Here is a 17,037-nt window from a genome sequence, read left to right on the forward strand (position 1 = left end):
TGCCGCCGGGCCGGTTCAGGGGATCAGGATGTAACTCATCCCCGGGACGGCTCGGACTGTCCGTGTGTCGAATTCGTGGAAACCTGTGGTGCGGTATCCGTTAGCGGCGCTGCCTCCGTAACCCACGTTCATTTCGGTGATCGTCACGGTGCTGCCATTGACGGCGTCGACCCAGGCGACGTGTCCGACGCCGCCGACCAGTGCACTGCTGAACACCGCAATCGAGTGGGGTTGCGGTTGGTTCATGACCGTCCAGCCCGCCGCTTGGGCTTGGTCAGCCCAGTCTTCCGCGTTTCCGGTCAGCGCTTTGATGTAGTAGCCGGTATGGGCGTGGACCTGTTCTTGGGCGCCCCAAGTGCAGTAGCCCTCGTAGGCGCCGCTAAAGGGGTTGTGGTCGATCGTGCGGCCGATGTTCGCTGCCGGGTCGCCGCTGGCCGGTGCCGGAGCCATCGATGCTCCGAGGGAAAGTGCGCTGCTGATGGCGACGGCGGCCAGCGCCCCGGTGCGTTTCATACGCGTCCTCCCGCTCGAGGTCAGGCCGTTACCTTCCTGTTATCGCGAGGAGACCAGCATTCGTTTCACGGGCCGAGTTTGATAAGGGGCTACTTCAGCGCGGCCATTCAATTTTCAGGTTTTCGTCATACGAGCCCGCGCGGCTATCGGGGGACATTCGACCGTAAGGAACCATGAAACCGCAGCTGTTGTCGCCAGGAGACCCGGATTCGTGTCACCTGGCCGGCGCGTCCTGAGCAGACAGTTGGGCGATCAGGAGATCGACGCGGTCGGAGTCGTAGTCGGGGCGCAATCGGCTGGTGCGGGACAGGGTGACCAGTCCGTGCAGCGCCGACCACAGTACCTCGGCGAGCGTATCCGGATCGCGGTGTCCGGCAACCGCGGTGACCACGTCCCGCAGCTCGGTGAACGCCGACACCAATTCGGGCGGCGTGTCGTCGGCGGCAAAGTGCAACGTCGTTGCGCGGGTGAACATTGCGTCGTACAGCGCCGGGTTGTGGCGGCCGAAATCGAGGTAGGCCTGCGCGACCTGTCTTAGCGCCTCGCCGGGTGTCGCCGCACCGGTGTGCGCGGTACGCAGCGTGTCGGCGAGTTCAGCAAAGCCGTCCAGCGCGACGGCCTGCGCGAGCTGTTCCATGTTGGCGAAGTGCGTATAGAGAACGGGCTGGCTGTATTCGATCTCGGCGGACAGCCGGCGGGTGGTGACGGCGTCCCAGCCCTCCGTTTCGGCCAGCCGGCGCGCCGTCGTGATGATCAACCGGTGGCGTGCGGCTCGCTCCCGCGCGCGACGGTCTTCAATCGGCATACGTGGCAGCATAGCTGTGCTAGACGATCTAGCGCTGCTATTGACCGCGCCGGCAGATTGTGTCTAGCATTGCTAGAGTATCTAGCATCGACAAGACTAGGGGCTCGACGTGCTCATTTCTCTTTTCGCCCAGATCGCGGCACTGGTCGCCGTGCTGGGCACTGCCGCGGTCTACGGCACCGATGTGTTCTGCGCGGCGGTGTTGCGACCGGCACTGGCCAGCGTCGACGATCGCACGCTCGGGGCGGTGACCGGGTTTGTGCACCGTTATGGCGACCGGCGAATGCCCGTGCCGGGAGCTCTCGGAATCGTGGCGGCCAGCTCAAGTGCTGCCCTGGCCGCGTTGGCGGGACACTGGACCCAGGCCGTCGCGGCCGGGATTGCCGTTGTGCTGCTTCTGGTTTGGTTGCTGCTCTACACCCGAGTGAGTGCGCCGATCAATCGACAGCTCATCGCCGCGGCCGACATTGATCAGGTGTTACCGAATGTCCGTGCCCTGCAGGCAGATTGGGATCGAATCATCAACGGCCGCGCCACCCTGCAGGGACTTGCGGTGGCCGCGCTGTGCGTAGCGCTGATCGCGTGAACGACCATCACTACCCATTCGAAAGGACAGCTGTCATGGCGACAACACCCAACAGGCTCGGACGACTACTGATGCGCGCCGCACCCGTGTTCAACGCACCCGTGGCGGCGTTGGCGAAATCGCGACGCTTTGGCGGGCTGATGAACCGCAACATCGTTATCGTCGGCTACACCGGGCGACGGTCCGGACGTAGCTTCAGCATCCCCGTGGCGTACCGCCGTACCGGTGACGAGATCACCATCACTGCCAACCTGCCGGAGACCAAGACATGGTGGCGCAACTTCCTCGGCGACGGCGGCCCGGTGACATTGGAACTCGACGGGACCCAGCGCGTCGGGCACGCCGTGGCCGAGCGTAACGAAAAGGGCGGGGTCACTGTCCATGTGCGGTTGACCGACGGGTGACCGAGGTGCGGCGTACCCGGCAGTGCGTTGTACATGAATTGAGATCCGGTTTGACGGTGGGGAATCATGAGGGCATGGCACTAGTTCGTGCAGGCCTCGCTGAGGGATTCTGCTTCGGCGAGGATGCGGTGTTGCTGCCCTTCGAATCGACGAGCTGAACACCTTTCGATCCACACTTACTCACGCCCAGCAAGAGGGATCGTCGCGCTTAGACTTTGACGGAACCATCCACGAGTTGGCTACCGAGGACAGCGCATCCGCCATGAGTGCCGCGATGAGGGCGACCCGGTGCTGTGGCGTCTGGGCAGTGCAAAAACGCGCTATATCAGGCCGCCCGAGCGGACTCGTGCGCAACCACCCCTAAGCGAGGCAGTCTGCCGCCGTCGTCAGCTCGGCCGACATGTTGCTTTCCATCATTTTCAGCGCTGCCGCACCCAGCTCTTCGTCGATGTGTGCGACGGCATCCGTGGGGATGACGACCTGCAAGTGACGCACGTACGCGTCCAGCGCGCTGTAGAGGATGCACTGCTCGGTGACCTGACCGGTCAGGATCAACCGCTCGGTCTCGAGGCGATTGAGTAGATACGCCAGCGGCGTGGCATAAAAGGCGCTGTGGCGCACCTTGGTCATCACCCGGGTGCCGTCCCTCGGCACGATCGGCTCCACCAGATCGGGCCGTTCGCCGTTGCAGGCCGATTCGACGAGGTCGTCGAACCCGGCGGTGAAGTCGCCATAGTTGTCGTTGACGTAGATCAGGTCCACGTCGTCGGAATCGCGGGCCCGGCGGACAAGATCGGCCAGCGGGTCGATGATCTTGGCAACATTGGGTATCAGTACCTCGGCGTCGGGATGCTGATAGTTGTTCATCATGTCGACCACCAAGACAGCGGTATCACTCATGCGGGGGTGATACCCGGCGAAATACTGTTGACACTGTTCGCGCGACAATGGAAGGGCGATGGACTTCTACAACAGCTACAGCCAGGGTTTCGTCCGCGTGGCCGCGTGTACGCACCACACCACGATCGGCGACCCGGCGGCCAACGCCGCGTCGGTGTTGCGATTGGCCGGTGAATGCCACGACGACGGCGTGGGCCTGGCGGTCTTTCCTGAATTGACGCTGTCCGGGTATTCCATCGAAGACATCGTGCTGCAGGACCTGTTGCTCGACGACGTGGAGGCCGCCGTGGCCGACATCGTTGCACGGTCGTCGGATCTGCTGCCGGTCCTGGTGGTGGGCGCCCCGCTGCGGTATCGCCAGCGCCTCTACAACACCGCGGTCGTCGTCCATCGGGGCGCGGTGCTCGGCGTGGCACCCAAGTCGTATCTGCCGACCTATCGGGAGTTCTACGAGCGCCGCCAAATCGCACCCGGCGACGACGAGCGCGGCGTCATCCGCATCGGCGACATCGAAGCCCCCTTCGGACCCGACCTGCTGTTCGCCGCGTCTGATCTGCCGGACTTTGTGTTGCACGTCGAAATTTGCGAGGACATGTTCGTGCCGATCCCGCCGAGCGCCGAGGCGGCTCTGGCCGGGGCGACGGTGCTGGCGAACCTGTCAGGCAGCCCGATCACCGTCGGGCGGGCCGATGACCGCCGCCTGCTGGCTCGCTCGGCATCGTCGCGCTGCCTGGCGGCTTATGTCTACGCCGCCGCGGGTGAGGGCGAGTCGACGACCGACCTGGCCTGGGACGGCCAGACCATGATCTTCGAAAACGGGGTGCTGCTCGCCGAATCCGAGCGGTTCCCCAAGGGGGAGCGTCGTTCGGTCGCCGACGTCGACACCGAGTTGCTGCGGTCGGAGCGGTTGCGAATGGGCACCTTCGACGACAACCGCCGCCACCACCGGCCGCTGACGCAGTCGTTCCGCCGCATCGAGTTCCGGCTCGACCCGCCCGCTGGCGATATCGGGCTACGCCGCGAGATCGAACGTTTCCCATTCGTGCCCGCCAACGCCGAACGGCTGGAACACGATTGCTACGAGGCCTACAACATCCAGGTGTCCGGCCTCGAGCAGCGGTTGCGGGCGCTGGATTTTCCGAAGGTCGTGATCGGGATTTCCGGTGGGCTGGACTCGACGCACGCGCTGATCGTCGCCGCTCGGGCGATGGATCGCGAAAGTCGGCCGCGCAGCGACATTCTGGCGTTCACGTTGCCAGGGTTCGCGACCGGGGATCGGACCAAGCGCAACGCGATCGAGCTGTGCCGCGCGCTGGGTGTGACCTTCTCCGAGATCGACATCCGCGAGACCGCGCAGTTGATGCTCAAGGAGATGGATCACCCCTTCTCGCGCGGCGAGAAGGTTTACGACGTCACCTTCGAGAACGTCCAAGCGGGGCTGCGCACCGACTATCTGTTCCGCCTGGCCAATCAGCGCGGCGGCATCGTGCTGGGCACCGGCGACCTCTCCGAGCTGGGCCTGGGCTGGTCGACATACGGTGTGGGCGACCAGATGTCGCATTACAACGTCAACGCCGGCGTGCCCAAGACCCTGATCCAGCACCTGATCCGCTGGGTCGTCTCGTCGGGGGAGTTCTCGTCGGACGTCGCCGAGGTGCTGCAGTCGGTGCTCGACACCGAGATCACCCCTGAACTCGTTCCCAGCGGCGAAGAAGAAGAATTGCAGAGCAGCGAAGCCAAGGTCGGGCCCTTTGCGCTGCAAGACTTTTCGCTATTCCATGTGCTGCGTTTCGGATTCCGGCCGTCCAAGATCGCCTTCCTGGCCTGGCATGCGTGGAGCGATCCCGAACGGGGTAATTGGCCGGCCGGATTCCCGGCGGACAAGCGGCCGTCCTATTCACTCAAGGAGATCAGGCACTGGCTGCAGGTCTTCGTGCAACGCTTCTACTCGTTTAGCCAGTTCAAGCGTTCGGCGCTGCCCAACGGCCCCAAAGTGTCGCACGGCGGCGCACTATCCCCGCGGGGGGATTGGCGTGCGCCGTCGGACATGTCGGCGCGGATCTGGCTCGACGAGATCGACCGCGAAGTTCCCGAGGACTAGCGCCGCGCGCGGCGCCAGCCCTGGTATTGCAGTTCGGCGAAGAACAGGGTGTAGATGCCGGATGCCAGGGTGATGATCACTCCGGCGACGGTCAGCGGGAAGACGTCGGCGAGCACCAGCGCCACGGCGGCCACCGTGTAGAGCAGGTTGCCGAGCACGACCGCCATGCCGGCCCGAAGCACCGATGGCAGCGCCGCCAGCCCGAACACCAGCACGCCGTAGCTGATCAGAAACGCTGCCATGGCGTATTCGAACTCGATCGTGGTGCCGGATGTACGGGCCAGCCAGCCGGCCAGCGGCAAGCCGGCGATACCGGCGAGGCCGCTGATAGCGGCGTCGGCGCGCATGGCGAAGCGCAGCAAGCCGTCGCGAGTGCCTGTGCGGTCAACAGTGAAGGCGGACATGACTTTCCTTTCTTTGATGGGGTGAACCGACGTCACCGACCCTGCTGGTAAACCACTGCCGCATCGACGACAGACGCTGCCACCTACTGCCAACCGCAGGTCAGCGGGTGTGCGGAGAACACGGAGAACGCGCGACCACCGACCCAGCACCGGCGAGCCGCGCTACGAACTGCTCTGCCGTCTCGGCGTCGCGCAGCAGTCTCTCGTTGGTCCAAAGAGCCAATGCGATGGCGGCCGCGGCGCGCATCACGACGACCCGGACACCGCGGTTTCGATGGCGCGGCCGTCTGGCGCGCAGTCACCGGCACCGGGTATCAGTGTGGACAGGGCGGCCGCGGCACACGCCCGCTGCAAGGCGGCCAGGTGCTCGGTCCGTGACCCCGGCCCGGGTGGCCAGTGCGCGGCCAACACTCCGGCGAAGACATCACCCGCGCCGGTGGTATCCACCGCCTGCACCGAGGGTGCGGGGACCCAAAACTCGTCTTGAGCACTGACGCATTGGGCGCCGCGGGCCCCCAGCGTCGTCACGAAATACCCTGGACGCCAGGGCCATTCTTCGGCCTCGTCCTCGTTGGCGATCACCACATCGGCCAGTTCGGCCAGCTCGGCCAGCGCGCCTGGGTGGTGTCCTGCCGGCGACGCGTTGACCATGACGACCGCCCCAGCGGTCTTGGCTTGGCGCGCCGCGTCGACGGCGGTGCCGACCGGAATCTCCAACTGCGTCAACAACACATCGCAACGCTCGACAACCGCCCGGGCTGCCGCGGAGCTCACGCTGAGCAGGCCGTTGGCGCCGGGTGCCACCACGACGGTGTTCTCGGCATGGCCGTCGACGACGATGATCGCCGTGCCGCTCGGGCCGGGTACCGAAACACTCGCGTCCAAACCAACGCCGTTGTCCGACAAATGCGCCCACAAGGGTGCGGCCTTGTCGTCGTCGCCGACCGCACCGATGAATTGCACCTGCGCACCCGCCCGCGCCGCGGCCACGGCCTGATTGGCTCCCTTGCCGCCGGGCGCATAGTTCAGCGACGACGCGAGCACCGTCTCACCCGGGCGAGGCAGGGCGTCGACCGCGCACGTCATGTCCATGTTCACGCTGCCTACGACGCAGAGCCGTGCCATGCGGCCAACGTTAGTCGCCCTCGGCTGGCCTTTTGAAGCCGATTGCAGCTCGCAAACGCCGATTTTGTGACTTCCGCGCGCTAGGGTGCTGCGTGAACGGCGCCTCTCAAGGAAGGGGAAGCGATTGACATCGCGTGAGCTCGCCGACGCCGAATCGGCCACCGAGTCCGCCCCGGCGCAAGAGGCAGTCGCACCCGAGCCCGCCGCTTTCCCGTCGAAGCCGCGCCGCCGCCGGGTTTTCCGGCTGGGCATCCAATCGAAGCTGTTGATGACGTTGTTGGTGTGCAGCATCTTGTCGGTTGCGGTCGTCGGTCTGATCGGGGCGCTGTCCGGCCGCACCGCGTTGCGGCAAGTGGAGGCCGAGCGGTTGACCGAATTGCGGGAGTCGCAGAAGCGCCAGCTGCTGACACTTTTCAAAGAGGTCACCAACTCGGTGATCGTTTACAGCGGCGGGTTCAGCGTCGTCGACGCCGAACGGGCCTTTTCGGCCGCCTTCGGCCAACTGGCCGACGCGCAAATCACGCCGGCCCAGCAGCAGGGGCTGATCAACTACTACAACAACGACATGATCAAACCGATCAGCCGGGTCACCGGAGAGACCGTCGACCTCAACGCCGTCCTGCCCACCTCCAACGCGCAGAAGTACCTGCAGGCCCACTACACCGCATCGCCGCGGACCGCCTCCGACCCGTTGCCGCCTGCCGACGCCGGCGATGGCAGCGCTTGGTCGGCGGCCAACGCCCGCTTCGATTTCTACCTACGTGACATCGTCACCCGGTTCGATTACCGGGATGCGCTGCTGCTGGATGCCCAGGGGACCGTTGTCTACTCGGTGCAAAAAGGCCCCGACCTCGGCACCAATATCCTCACGGGTCCCTATCGGGAAACCAATCTGCGGGACGCTTACCAAAAAGCGATGCGCTCCAACGATGTGGACTTTGTCTGGATCACCGACTTCCAGCAGTATCAGCCCGCCCTGGCCGCACCGACGGCGTGGGTGGTGTCGCCGATCGGGATGAACGGCAAGGTCGAGGGCGTTATGGCGCTGCCCCTACCGATCTCGAAGATCAACAGCATCATGACCGCCAACAAGCAGTGGGAAGCCGCCGGGATGGGGCCGTCGACCGAGTCCTATCTGGTGGGCTCCGACGGGTTGATGCGTTCGGATTCTCGGCTTTTTCTGCAAGACCCGCAGGAATACCAGCGCGAAGCGGTGGCCGCCGGCACCTCGCCCGACGTCGTGCAGCGAGCGATCCGGCTGGGTACCACGACGCTGGTGCAGCCCGCGACGACCGCGGGTTTCCGGGCCGCGCAACGCGGTCAGGCCGGCACCGTCACCGCGACCGATTACACGGGCAACAGCGAAATGGAGGCCTTTGCGCCCCTGAACGTGCCGGATTCTGATCTGCACTGGTCGATCCTGGTGACGCGCGACGACTCGGATGCCTTCGCACGGCTGGGCAGATTCAGTCAAACGCTAGTGGTCAGCGTCGCAACGATGATCTTCGTCGTATGCGTGGCGTCGATGCTGCTCGCTCAGGTGATGTTGCGACCGGTCCGCAGGCTGCAGGCCGGTACCCAAAAGATCAGTGCCGGCGACTACGCATTCAGCATCCCGGTGCGGTCCCGCGACGAAATCGGAGACCTCACGCAGGCTTTCAATGAGATGAGCCGGAGTCTGGCCATCAAAGACGAACTACTCAACGAGCAACGGAAGGAAAACGACCGCCTGCTGTTGGCGCTCATGCCCGAATCGGTGGCGCAGCGTTATCGCGAGGGCCAGGAGACCATCTCGCAAACGCACCAGGACGTCGCCATCATCTTCGCCGACATCGTCGGCCTGGACGAGATCTCGAACGAGCTCAGCGGAGACGAACTGATCGGGATCGTCGACGACCTGTTCCGGCAGTTCGACGCGGCAGCCGAATCCCTTGGCGTCGAACGCATTCGAACCTTCCACAATGGGTACCTGGCCAGCTGCGGTGTCCTCACCCCGCGGTTGGACAGCATCTACCGAAGCATCGAATTCGCTGTGGAGATGCGCCAGATCATCGAGCGGTTCAACAGCCAAAGCTCACACCAACTACGGCTGCGGGTCGGCATCAACACTGGCAACGTGGTGAGCGGCCTGGTGGGCCGATCCAGCCTGGTGTATGACATGTGGGGCGGCGCGGTGAGCTTGGCCTACCAAATGCACAGTGGTGCACCGCAACCCGGCATCTATGTCACCTCGAGCGTGTACGAGGCGATGCGGGATACCCGACAATTCACCTCGGCCGGCACGATTACGGTCGGCGGTAAAGAACAGCCGATCTACCGGCTATCGGAGCGCTGATGAACGCGTTCCATTCGCCCTGGTTCTACTGGGCAATCGGTGTCGCGCTCGGATTCCCCGTCGCGCTGATAATGCTCACCGAACTGCACCACGCGCTCCTTCGCCGCCACAACCGGCTGGCCAGGCAGGTCAGCTTGCTGCGCAATGCTTTGCTACCGCTCGTCGCGCTGCTGCTGCTGGTGGTCAAGGCCGCGCAGGTCCCGGCCGGGGATGCCGTGGTGCGCATCCTGTCCACCGTGTTCGGCTTCCTGGTGCTGGTGCTCCTGCTGTCCGGGCTCAATGCCACGGTGTTCGAAGGCGCGCCGCAGGAGAGCTGGCGCAAACGGCTGCCGACGATCTTCCTCGACGTGGCCCGGTTCGCGCTGATCGGCGTCGGCCTGGCCATCATCTTGTCGGTGATCTGGGGAGTCCGCGTCGGCGGTGTCTTCACCGCATTGGGCGTGACGTCCGTCGTCCTCGGCCTGATGCTGCAGAACTCCGTGGGTCAGATCGTGTCGGGCTTGTTCATGTTGTTCGAGCAGCCCTTCCGCATCGACGATTGGCTGGACGCCGCCAGCGAACGCGGCCGTGTCGTCGAGGTGAACTGGCGGGCGGTGCACATCCAGACGGGCGGCGGCATCCGGGTGATGCCGAACTCGATGCTGGCCAGCACCTCGTTCACCAATCTCAGTCGCCCGGCGGGAACCCACCGGCTGACGGTCAAGACGACGTTTGCGCTGGCCGACCCACCCGACCGGGTATGCGACCTGCTGACCCGCGTCGCCGCCCAACTACCGCAACTGAAGACCGGCGGCATCCCCCGTTCGGTTCCGGTCGGCGCCGGCGAGTATGCCACCACGATCGCGCTGTACTCGCCGGCCGACGACGGCGACGCCCGGTCGATGTTCCTGCGTTGGATCTGGTATGCCGCCCGCCGGGCCGAGCTGCACCTTGACGGAGCCGATGACGATTACTCCACGCGGGAACGGGTCGAGGATGCGTTGCGCACCGTGGTGGCGCCGGCGCTGCGGCTCACCGTCGCCGATCAGCAGGCGCTGCAATCCTGCGCGCGGATCGTGCGGTACGGCGCCGGCGAAATCGTCGAGTACGTGGGGCAAGTACCTGCGGGGATGACGTTTTTGGTGGCCGGGCGGGTCCGGCTGATGGCCACCGGGGCAGACGGGTCGACGGTGCCTATCAGCACCCTGGAGGAGGGCTCGTTTCTCGGACTGACCGCGCTGACCCGGCAACCGAACATGGCCAGCGCGTACGCCCTGGACGAGGTCACCGCGCTAGAAATCGACCGCGAACATCTCGAGCGGCTAGTGATGCGTGAGCCGGTGCTGCTCCAGGATTTCGGTCACATCATCGACGAGCGGCAGAGCAAAGTCCGGGCCGCCGAGCGCGGCGAGCGGGTCGGCTGACGGCGACCGCGACCCGGGCCGTGTTACCTGGCGGCCCCAAGCCCGATACCCTGGATCAATGAGCCTGCAAGCACCGTCGCGCACTGACCTACGTCAGGAGGTTCACGCCGCCGCCCGCCGGGCCCGCATTGCGTCCCGTGCGCTGGCGCTGTTGCCGACGGTGGCCAAGGACCAGGCGTTGCACTCCGCCGCCAATGCGATCACGGCAAACACCCGGGAGATCCTGGCCGCCAACGCCGAAGACCTCGACGCCGCCCGGGCCGCCGGGACGCCGGCCGCGATGCTGGACCGGTTGGCGCTGGACGCCCACCGGGTGGACGGCATCGCGGCGGGCCTGCGTCAGGTGGCGGGGCTGCCGGACCCGGTCGGGGAGGTGCTGCGTGGCTACACCTTGCCGAACGGGCTGCAGCTACGCCAGCAGCGGGTTCCGCTCGGCGTGGTCGGAATGATCTACGAGGGCCGGCCCAATGTCACCGTCGACGCCTTCGGTCTGGCGCTGAAATCCGGCAATGCCGTGCTGCTGCGCGGCAGTTCGTCCGCGGCGCGCTCCAACCAGGCGCTGGTCGAGGTGCTGCGTTCGTCGCTGGCCGGCGAAGACCTGCCCGCCGACGCCGTCCAGCTGCTCTCCGCCGAGGACCGCTCGACGGTCACGCACCTGATCCAGGCGCGCGGGTTGGTCGATGTGGTTATCCCGCGCGGCGGCGCGAACCTGATCGAGGCCGTGGTGCGTGATGCGCAGGTACCCACGATCGAGACCGGTGTCGGCAACTGTCACGTCTACGTCGACGGCGGCGCCGACCTGGATGTGGCCGAGCGGATCCTGCTGAACTCCAAGACCCGGCGGCCGAGCGTCTGCAACGCCGCCGAGACCTTGTTGGTGGACCGGACGATCGCCGCACACGCGGTGCCCCGGCTGGTGGCGGCGCTGCAAGACGCCGGGGTGACCGTGCACGGCGGTCTGCTCGAAGCGCCGAGCGAGGACGATCTGCGCCGCGAATACCTGTCGATGGACATCGCGGTGGCGGTGGTCGACGGCGTGGATGCCGCGATCGCCCACATCAACGAATACGGTACCGGGCACACCGAGGCGATCGTGACCGACAATATGGCTGCGGCACAACGGTTTACCGATGGCGTCGACGCGGCTGCGGTGATGGTCAACGCGTCGACCGGTTTCACCGACGGCGAGCAATTCGGTTTCGGCGCCGAAATCGGCATCTCGACCCAGAAACTGCACGCCCGCGGTCCGATGGGTTTGCCGGAACTGACCTCGACCAAATGGATCGCGTGGGGAGATGGCCAGGTCCGCCCGGCCTGACCCGGTCCACGAAAAGTGTTTTAGGAGAACCGATTGTGAGCGTGCCTGCCAGGTCGACTCCGCTCTTCGCCGATATCGCCGACGTCTCGCGGCGGTTGGCCGAGACCGGTTACCTGCCCGACACCGCCACCGCGACCGCGGTGTTCCTGGCGGATCGGCTCGGCAAGCCGCTGCTCGTGGAGGGGCCCGCGGGTGTGGGCAAGACCGAGCTGGCGCGCGCCATTGCGCAAGCGACCGGCTCGGGTCTGGTACGGCTGCAGTGCTATGAGGGCGTCGACGAAGCCCGCGCGCTCTACGAGTGGAACCACGCCAAACAGATTTTGCGCATCCAGGCCGGCTCCGGCGACTGGGACCAGACCAAGGACGACGTGTTCAGTGAGGAATTCCTGCTGCAACGCCCGCTGCTGACCGCCATCCGGCGCACCGAGCCGACGGTGCTGCTGATCGACGAGACCGATAAGGCCGACATCGAAATCGAGGGCCTGCTGCTGGAGGTGTTGTCCGATTTCGCGGTGACCGTCCCCGAGCTGGGCACGATCACCGCCGAACGGACGCCGCTGGTGGTGTTGACCTCCAATGCCACCCGCGAACTGTCCGAGGCGCTCAAGCGTCGTTGCCTGTTCCTGCACATCGACTTCCCGACACCCGACCTGGAACGCCGCATCCTGCTGTCCCGGGTGCCCGAGCTGCCCGCCCACCTCGCCGAGGAGTTGGTGCGCATCATCGGTGTCATGCGAGGCATGCAGCTCAAGAAGGTGCCGTCCATCGCCGAGACCATCGACTGGGGCCGGACGCTGCTGGCGCTGGGCATGGACACCATCGACGATGCCGTCGTCGCACAGACGCTCGGCGTGGTCCTCAAACACCAATCGGATCAGCAACGTGCGGCCGGAGAGTTAAGGCTGAACTGATGGCCCCGCGCCGCATCCGCCCTTCCCGGCCCCTGGCCCCGCACGGGTTGCCGGGCCACCTGGTCGGCTTTGTGGAAGCGCTTCGCGGGGCGGGGATTTCGGTAGGCCCATCGGAAACGGTGGACGCCGGACGGGTGATGGCTACGCTCGGCCTGAGTGACCGCAACGTGTTGCGCGAAGGCATCGCCTGCGCGGTGTTGCGCCAGCCCGACCACCGTGAGACCTACGACGCGATGTTCGACTTGTGGTTTCCCGCGGCGATGGGTGCGCGCGCCGTGATCGTCGACGACACCGGCGAAGCCGGCCCCGACAGCGACACCCTGCCGCCGGATGACGTCGAGGCGATGCGTCAGATGCTGCTCGACCTGCTCACCCAGAACGAAGATCTGGCCGACATGGACGAACGACTCGTCGCGATGATCGCGCGGATCGTCGAGGCCTACGGCAAATACAGCTCCAGCCGCGGCCCGTCGTTCTCGTCGTATCAGGCCCTCAAGGCGATGGCGCTCGATGAGCTGGAGGGCAAGTTGCTCGCGGGTCTGCTCGCCCCGTACGACGAGCCGACGCCGACCCAGGAGCAGATCGCCAAAGCCCTTGCGGCGCAGCGGATTACACAACTACGTAAGCTGGTGGATGCCGAGACCAAGCGACGCACCGCCGAGCAGCTCGGCCGCGACCATGTCCAGATGTACGGCATCCCACAGCTTTCCGAGAACGTCGAGTTTCTGCGGGCCTCCGGCGACCAGCTGCGCCAGATGCAGCGGGTGGTGGCGCCGTTGGCCCGTACCCTGGCCACCCGGTTGGCGGCGCGCCGGCGTCGCAGCCGCGCCGGCACCATCGATCTGCGCAAGACGTTGCGCAAGTCCATGTCCACCGGAGGGGTGCCGATCGACGTGGTGTTGGCCAAACCCCGCCCGGCGCGCCCGGAACTGGTGGTGCTGTGCGACGTGTCCGGCTCGGTGGCTGGCTTCAGCCATTTCACCCTGCTACTGGTGCACGCGCTGCGCCAACAGTTCTCCCGGGTGCGGGTGTTCGCGTTCATCGACACCACCGACGAGGTGACGCACATGTTCGGCCCGGAATGCGATCTGGCCGTGGCGATTCAGCGGATCACCCGCGAAGCGGGGGTGTACAGCCGCGACGGGCACTCCGACTACGGCAATGCGTTCGTCTCCTTCGTGCAGGCCAATCCGAATGTGCTGTCGCCGCGCAGCTCGCTGTTGGTGCTTGGCGACGGGCGGACGAACTACCGCGACCCGGCCATCGACGTGCTCTCCGACATGGTCACCGCCGCCCGGCACGCGCACTGGCTCAATCCCGAGCCCCGTCACCTGTGGGGCAGCGGCGACTCGGCGGTGCCGCGCTACGAAGAAGTGATCACCATGCACGAATGCCGATCCGCCAAGCAGCTCGCGACGGTGATCGACCAACTGCTGCCGGTGTGAGGCGGCCCGCAGTGTCGCCGAGTGTGGGTGCTACGTACAAAATTCGCCCTCAACTCGTCCCTAGGCCCCACGCTCGGCGTCCGGAGCGGGATTGACGTGGCGCATGTGACCACAGTGCGGCAACTGCCGGCCGGGCGGCGGCCGCGGGCGGCCCGGTAAGCTGGCACATCGTGCAAAAGCCCCGTCGCCGGCTCGGAGTGATGGGTGGGACATTCGATCCCATCCATTACGGGCACCTGGTTGCCGCCAGCGAGGTGGCCGACCTGTTCGACCTCGACGAAGTGGTGTTCGTGCCCAGCGGACAGCCGTGGCAGAAGTCCCGGAACGTTTCCGCGGCCGAGGACCGGTACCTGATGACGGTGATCGCGACCGCGTCCAATCCGCGGTTCTCGGTCAGCCGCGTCGATATCGACCGCGGCGGCCCCACCTACACCAAGGACACCCTGCAGGATCTGCACGCGCTCAACCCGGACGCCGAGCTGTTCTTCATCACCGGTGCCGACGCGCTGTCGTCCATCCTGTCCTGGCAAGGCTGGGAAGTGCTGTTCGACCTGGCGCGGTTCATCGGCGTCAGCCGGCCCGGCTACGACTTGCGCCGCGAGCACATCACCGACGCGCTAGGGGAGTTGGCCCAGGATGCGCTGACTCTGGTGGAAATCCCGGCGCTGGCGATCTCGTCGACCGATTGCCGTAAGCGCGCCGCCCAGCGCCGGCCGCTGTGGTACCTGATGCCCGACGGTGTCGTGCAATACGTCTCCAAGCGCCGGCTCTACCGCGAACCCGTGGGCGACGACCTCGATGCCACCGAGTCGAGTCTCGCGGCGGGCAACAGCACATGAGCGCCACCCCGGAAGCCATCGAGATGGCCACCATCGCGGCGAACGCCGCGGCCGCCAAGCTTGCCAACGACGTCGTCGTCATCGACGTCTCCGGTCAACTGGTCATCACCGACTGCTTCGTCATCGCTTCGGCCTCCAATGAGCGGCAGGTCAACGCGATCGTCGACGAGGTCGAGGAGAAGATGCTGAAGTCCGGCTACAAGCCGGCGCGCCGCGAAGGTGCGCGGGAGGGCCGGTGGACGTTGCTGGATTACCGCGACATCGTCGTACACATCCAGCACCAGGACGACCGCAACTTCTATGCCTTGGATCGCTTGTGGGGTGACTGCCCGGTCCTCCCGGTGGAGTTCGACGACAGTGATCAGGAAAGCGCGCAATGAGGATCCGTCGGCTAATCATGTTGCGCCATGGGCAAACCGACTTCAATGCCGGCAGCCGGATGCAGGGTCAGCTGGACTCCGCACTCACCGAACTCGGCCGGGCCCAGGCGGTCGCGGCCGCCGAAGTGCTGGGCAAGTTGCAACCGCTTTTGATCATGTCGTCGGATCTGCATCGTGCCTACGACACCGCGGTGACGCTGGGGGAGCGGATCGGGGTGCCGGTGCGGGTGGACGAGCGGCTGCGCGAGACACACCTGGGCGACTGGCAGGGCCTGACCCACACCGACGTCGACGCGCGGGCCCCGGGAGCGCGGATCACCTGGCGCGAGGACGCCACCTGGGCGCCGCACGGCGGGGAGAGCAGGGTCGACGTCGCCGCGCGCAGCGTGCCGCTGGTCGCCGAGCTGGTGGCCGGCGAGCCGGACTGGGGGGACGCCGCCGAGCCGGATCGACCGGTGGTGCTGGTCGCCCACGGCGGTCTTATCGCCGCGTTATCGGCTGCGCTGCTGAAGCTTCCGGTCGCCAACTGGCCGATCCTGGGCGGCATGGGCAATGCCAGCTGGGTGCAGCTGTCCGGCCACTCACAGGACGCCGCTGCCGAGTTCGACAGCATCCGGTGGCGCCTGGATGTGTGGAATGCTTCGGCGCAGGTCTCCAACGATGTCCTCTGACGTTCGGCCGACCCTGCTGGTATTCGCCGACTCGCTGGCCTACTATGGCCCGACCGGCGGTCTGCCCGCCGACGATCCACGGATCTGGCCCAATATCGTTGGCGCCCAACTGGGTTGGGATGTCGAGCTGATCGGCCGGATTGGCTGGACGTGTCGCGATGTGTGGTGGGCGGCGACGCAGGATCCGCGGGCCTGGGCCGCGCTGCCCAAAGCCGGCGCGGTGATATTCGCGACCGGCGGGATGGATTCCCTGCCCTCGGTGCTGCCTACCGCGTTGCGCGAGCTGATCCGCTATGTCCGGCCGCCCTGGCTGCGGCGTTGGGTTCGTGACGGCTACGGCTGGCTGCAACCCAGGCTGTCGCCGGTGGCCAGGCCCGCGCTGCCGCCGCACCTGAGTGCGGAGTATCTCGAGCAGACCCGTGGCGCAATTGATTTCAACCGCCCGGGCATCCCGATTGTGGCGTCGCTGCCCTCGGTGCATATCGCCGAAACGTACGGCAGGGCCCATCACGGCCGCGCCGGAACCGTGGCGGCGATCACCGAATGGGCGCAGAATCACGATGTTCCCCTGGTGGATCTGAAAGCCGCTGTGGCCGAGCAGGTTATGAGTGGTCGCGGTAACCCGGACGGGATTCACTGGAATTTCGAGGCGCACCAGGCGGTGGCGGAACTGATGCTCAAGGCGCTGGCTGAGGCCCGCGCGGCGACGATGCAGAGCGCGCAGCGTGATGGGGAGGAGCCGCGCAATCAAACCGGCGCGGCGACGATGCAGAGCGCGCAGCGTGATGGGGAGGAGCCGCGCAATCAAGCCGGCGCGGCGACGATGCAGAGCGCGCAGCGTGATGGGGAGGAGCCGCGCAATCAAACCGGCGCGGCCAGCGAGAAACCGTGCGGTTG

General features: G+C 66.1%; 16 protein-coding genes and 1 pseudogene. 12 read left to right on the forward strand and 5 right to left on the reverse strand.

Annotation, left to right across the window (positions count from 1 at the left end; genetic code table 11):
• Positions 1-15: 15 nt before the first annotated feature.
• Positions 16-513 (reverse strand): CHAP domain-containing protein, encoded by a 498-nt coding sequence (locus tag G6N33_RS20855; RefSeq protein WP_049918974.1) that lies wholly within the window; start codon positions 511-513, stop codon positions 16-18.
• A gap of 214 nt (positions 514-727) precedes the next feature.
• Entirely contained in the window at positions 728-1,318 is a 591-nt protein-coding gene (locus G6N33_RS20860; RefSeq protein ID WP_044507067.1) for a TetR/AcrR family transcriptional regulator, read from the reverse strand.
• 109 nt (positions 1,319-1,427) lie between these two features.
• Here G6N33_RS20860 and G6N33_RS20865 point away from each other — a divergent pair, with 109 nt between their 5' ends.
• The gene (locus tag G6N33_RS20865; protein WP_044507065.1) at positions 1,428-1,904 is read left to right on the forward strand and encodes a DUF1772 domain-containing protein; all 477 of its coding nucleotides are present in this window, start codon (positions 1,428-1,430) and stop codon (positions 1,902-1,904) included.
• A gap of 35 nt (positions 1,905-1,939) precedes the next feature.
• Positions 1,940-2,308: a hypothetical protein gene (locus G6N33_RS20870; RefSeq protein ID WP_044507062.1), complete on the forward strand. Its 369-nt coding sequence runs from the start codon at positions 1,940-1,942 to the stop codon at positions 2,306-2,308.
• 360 nt (positions 2,309-2,668) lie between these two features.
• Here G6N33_RS20870 and G6N33_RS20875 read toward each other — a convergent pair whose 3' ends face one another.
• Positions 2,669-3,208 (reverse strand): cysteine hydrolase family protein, encoded by a 540-nt coding sequence (locus G6N33_RS20875; RefSeq protein WP_044507061.1) that lies wholly within the window; start codon positions 3,206-3,208, stop codon positions 2,669-2,671.
• Positions 3,209-3,266: 58 nt separating this feature from the next.
• Here G6N33_RS20875 and G6N33_RS20880 point away from each other — a divergent pair, with 58 nt between their 5' ends.
• Positions 3,267-5,309 carry an NAD(+) synthase gene (locus G6N33_RS20880; RefSeq protein WP_101528156.1) on the forward strand — a complete coding sequence of 681 codons (2,043 nt, stop codon included), beginning with the start codon at positions 3,267-3,269 and terminating at the stop codon, positions 5,307-5,309.
• Here G6N33_RS20880 and G6N33_RS20885 read toward each other — a convergent pair.
• Both G6N33_RS20885 and G6N33_RS20890 read right to left on the reverse strand, forming a co-directional pair.
• Positions 5,306-5,713 carry a hypothetical protein gene (locus G6N33_RS20885; protein ID WP_044507058.1) on the reverse strand — a complete coding sequence of 136 codons (408 nt, stop codon included), beginning with the start codon at positions 5,711-5,713 and terminating at the stop codon, positions 5,306-5,308. The genes G6N33_RS20880 and G6N33_RS20885 overlap by 4 nt on opposite strands.
• 246 nt (positions 5,714-5,959) lie before the next feature.
• Positions 5,960-6,838, reverse strand: coding sequence for a ribokinase (locus G6N33_RS20890; RefSeq protein ID WP_044507056.1), 879 nt, complete (start codon positions 6,836-6,838; stop codon positions 5,960-5,962).
• Between the two features lie 124 nt (positions 6,839-6,962).
• On the opposite strand from G6N33_RS20890, the gene G6N33_RS20895 reads away from it, so the two are divergent.
• The 9 genes and pseudogenes from G6N33_RS20895 to octT form a co-directional block, all read left to right on the forward strand.
• Positions 6,963-9,173 (forward strand): adenylate/guanylate cyclase domain-containing protein, encoded by a 2,211-nt coding sequence (locus tag G6N33_RS20895; protein WP_044507054.1) that lies wholly within the window; start codon positions 6,963-6,965, stop codon positions 9,171-9,173.
• The gene (locus G6N33_RS20900; protein WP_044507052.1) at positions 9,173-10,576 is read left to right on the forward strand and encodes a mechanosensitive ion channel family protein; all 1,404 of its coding nucleotides are present in this window, start codon (positions 9,173-9,175) and stop codon (positions 10,574-10,576) included. The genes G6N33_RS20895 and G6N33_RS20900 overlap by 1 nt, the downstream gene beginning before the upstream one ends.
• Before the next feature lie 58 nt (positions 10,577-10,634).
• Positions 10,635-11,894, forward strand: a complete 1,260-nt coding sequence (locus G6N33_RS20905) for a glutamate-5-semialdehyde dehydrogenase (protein WP_044507051.1) — start codon at positions 10,635-10,637, stop codon at positions 11,892-11,894.
• A gap of 35 nt (positions 11,895-11,929) precedes the next feature.
• A complete protein-coding gene (locus G6N33_RS20910; RefSeq protein ID WP_044507049.1) occupies positions 11,930-12,805 on the forward strand; it encodes an AAA family ATPase in 876 nt (291 codons plus the stop codon).
• Entirely contained in the window at positions 12,805-14,250 is a 1,446-nt protein-coding gene (locus G6N33_RS20915; RefSeq protein ID WP_044507047.1) for a vWA domain-containing protein, read from the forward strand. The genes G6N33_RS20910 and G6N33_RS20915 overlap by 1 nt, the downstream gene beginning before the upstream one ends.
• A gap of 200 nt (positions 14,251-14,450) precedes the next feature.
• A complete protein-coding gene (gene nadD, locus G6N33_RS20920) occupies positions 14,451-15,089 on the forward strand; it encodes a nicotinate-nucleotide adenylyltransferase (RefSeq protein ID WP_231382658.1) in 639 nt (212 codons plus the stop codon).
• Positions 15,086-15,469 carry a ribosome silencing factor gene (gene rsfS / locus G6N33_RS20925; RefSeq protein WP_044507043.1) on the forward strand — a complete coding sequence of 128 codons (384 nt, stop codon included), beginning with the start codon at positions 15,086-15,088 and terminating at the stop codon, positions 15,467-15,469. Before nadD ends, rsfS begins: the two co-directional genes overlap by 4 nt.
• Entirely contained in the window at positions 15,466-16,140 is a 675-nt protein-coding gene (gene gpgP / locus G6N33_RS20930; protein WP_101528157.1) for a glucosyl-3-phosphoglycerate phosphatase, read from the forward strand. The genes rsfS and gpgP overlap by 4 nt, the downstream gene beginning before the upstream one ends.
• A pseudogene (gene octT / locus G6N33_RS20935) lies at positions 16,130-16,837 on the forward strand (diglucosylglycerate octanoyltransferase); the annotation flags it as partial. The gene gpgP and the pseudogene octT, both read left to right, overlap by 11 nt.
• Positions 16,838-17,037: the final 200 nt, after the last annotated feature.

Origin of the sequence: Mycobacterium simiae (assembly GCF_010727605.1) — a bacterium.
Taxonomy (GTDB): Bacteria; Actinomycetota; Actinomycetes; order Mycobacteriales; family Mycobacteriaceae; genus Mycobacterium; species Mycobacterium simiae.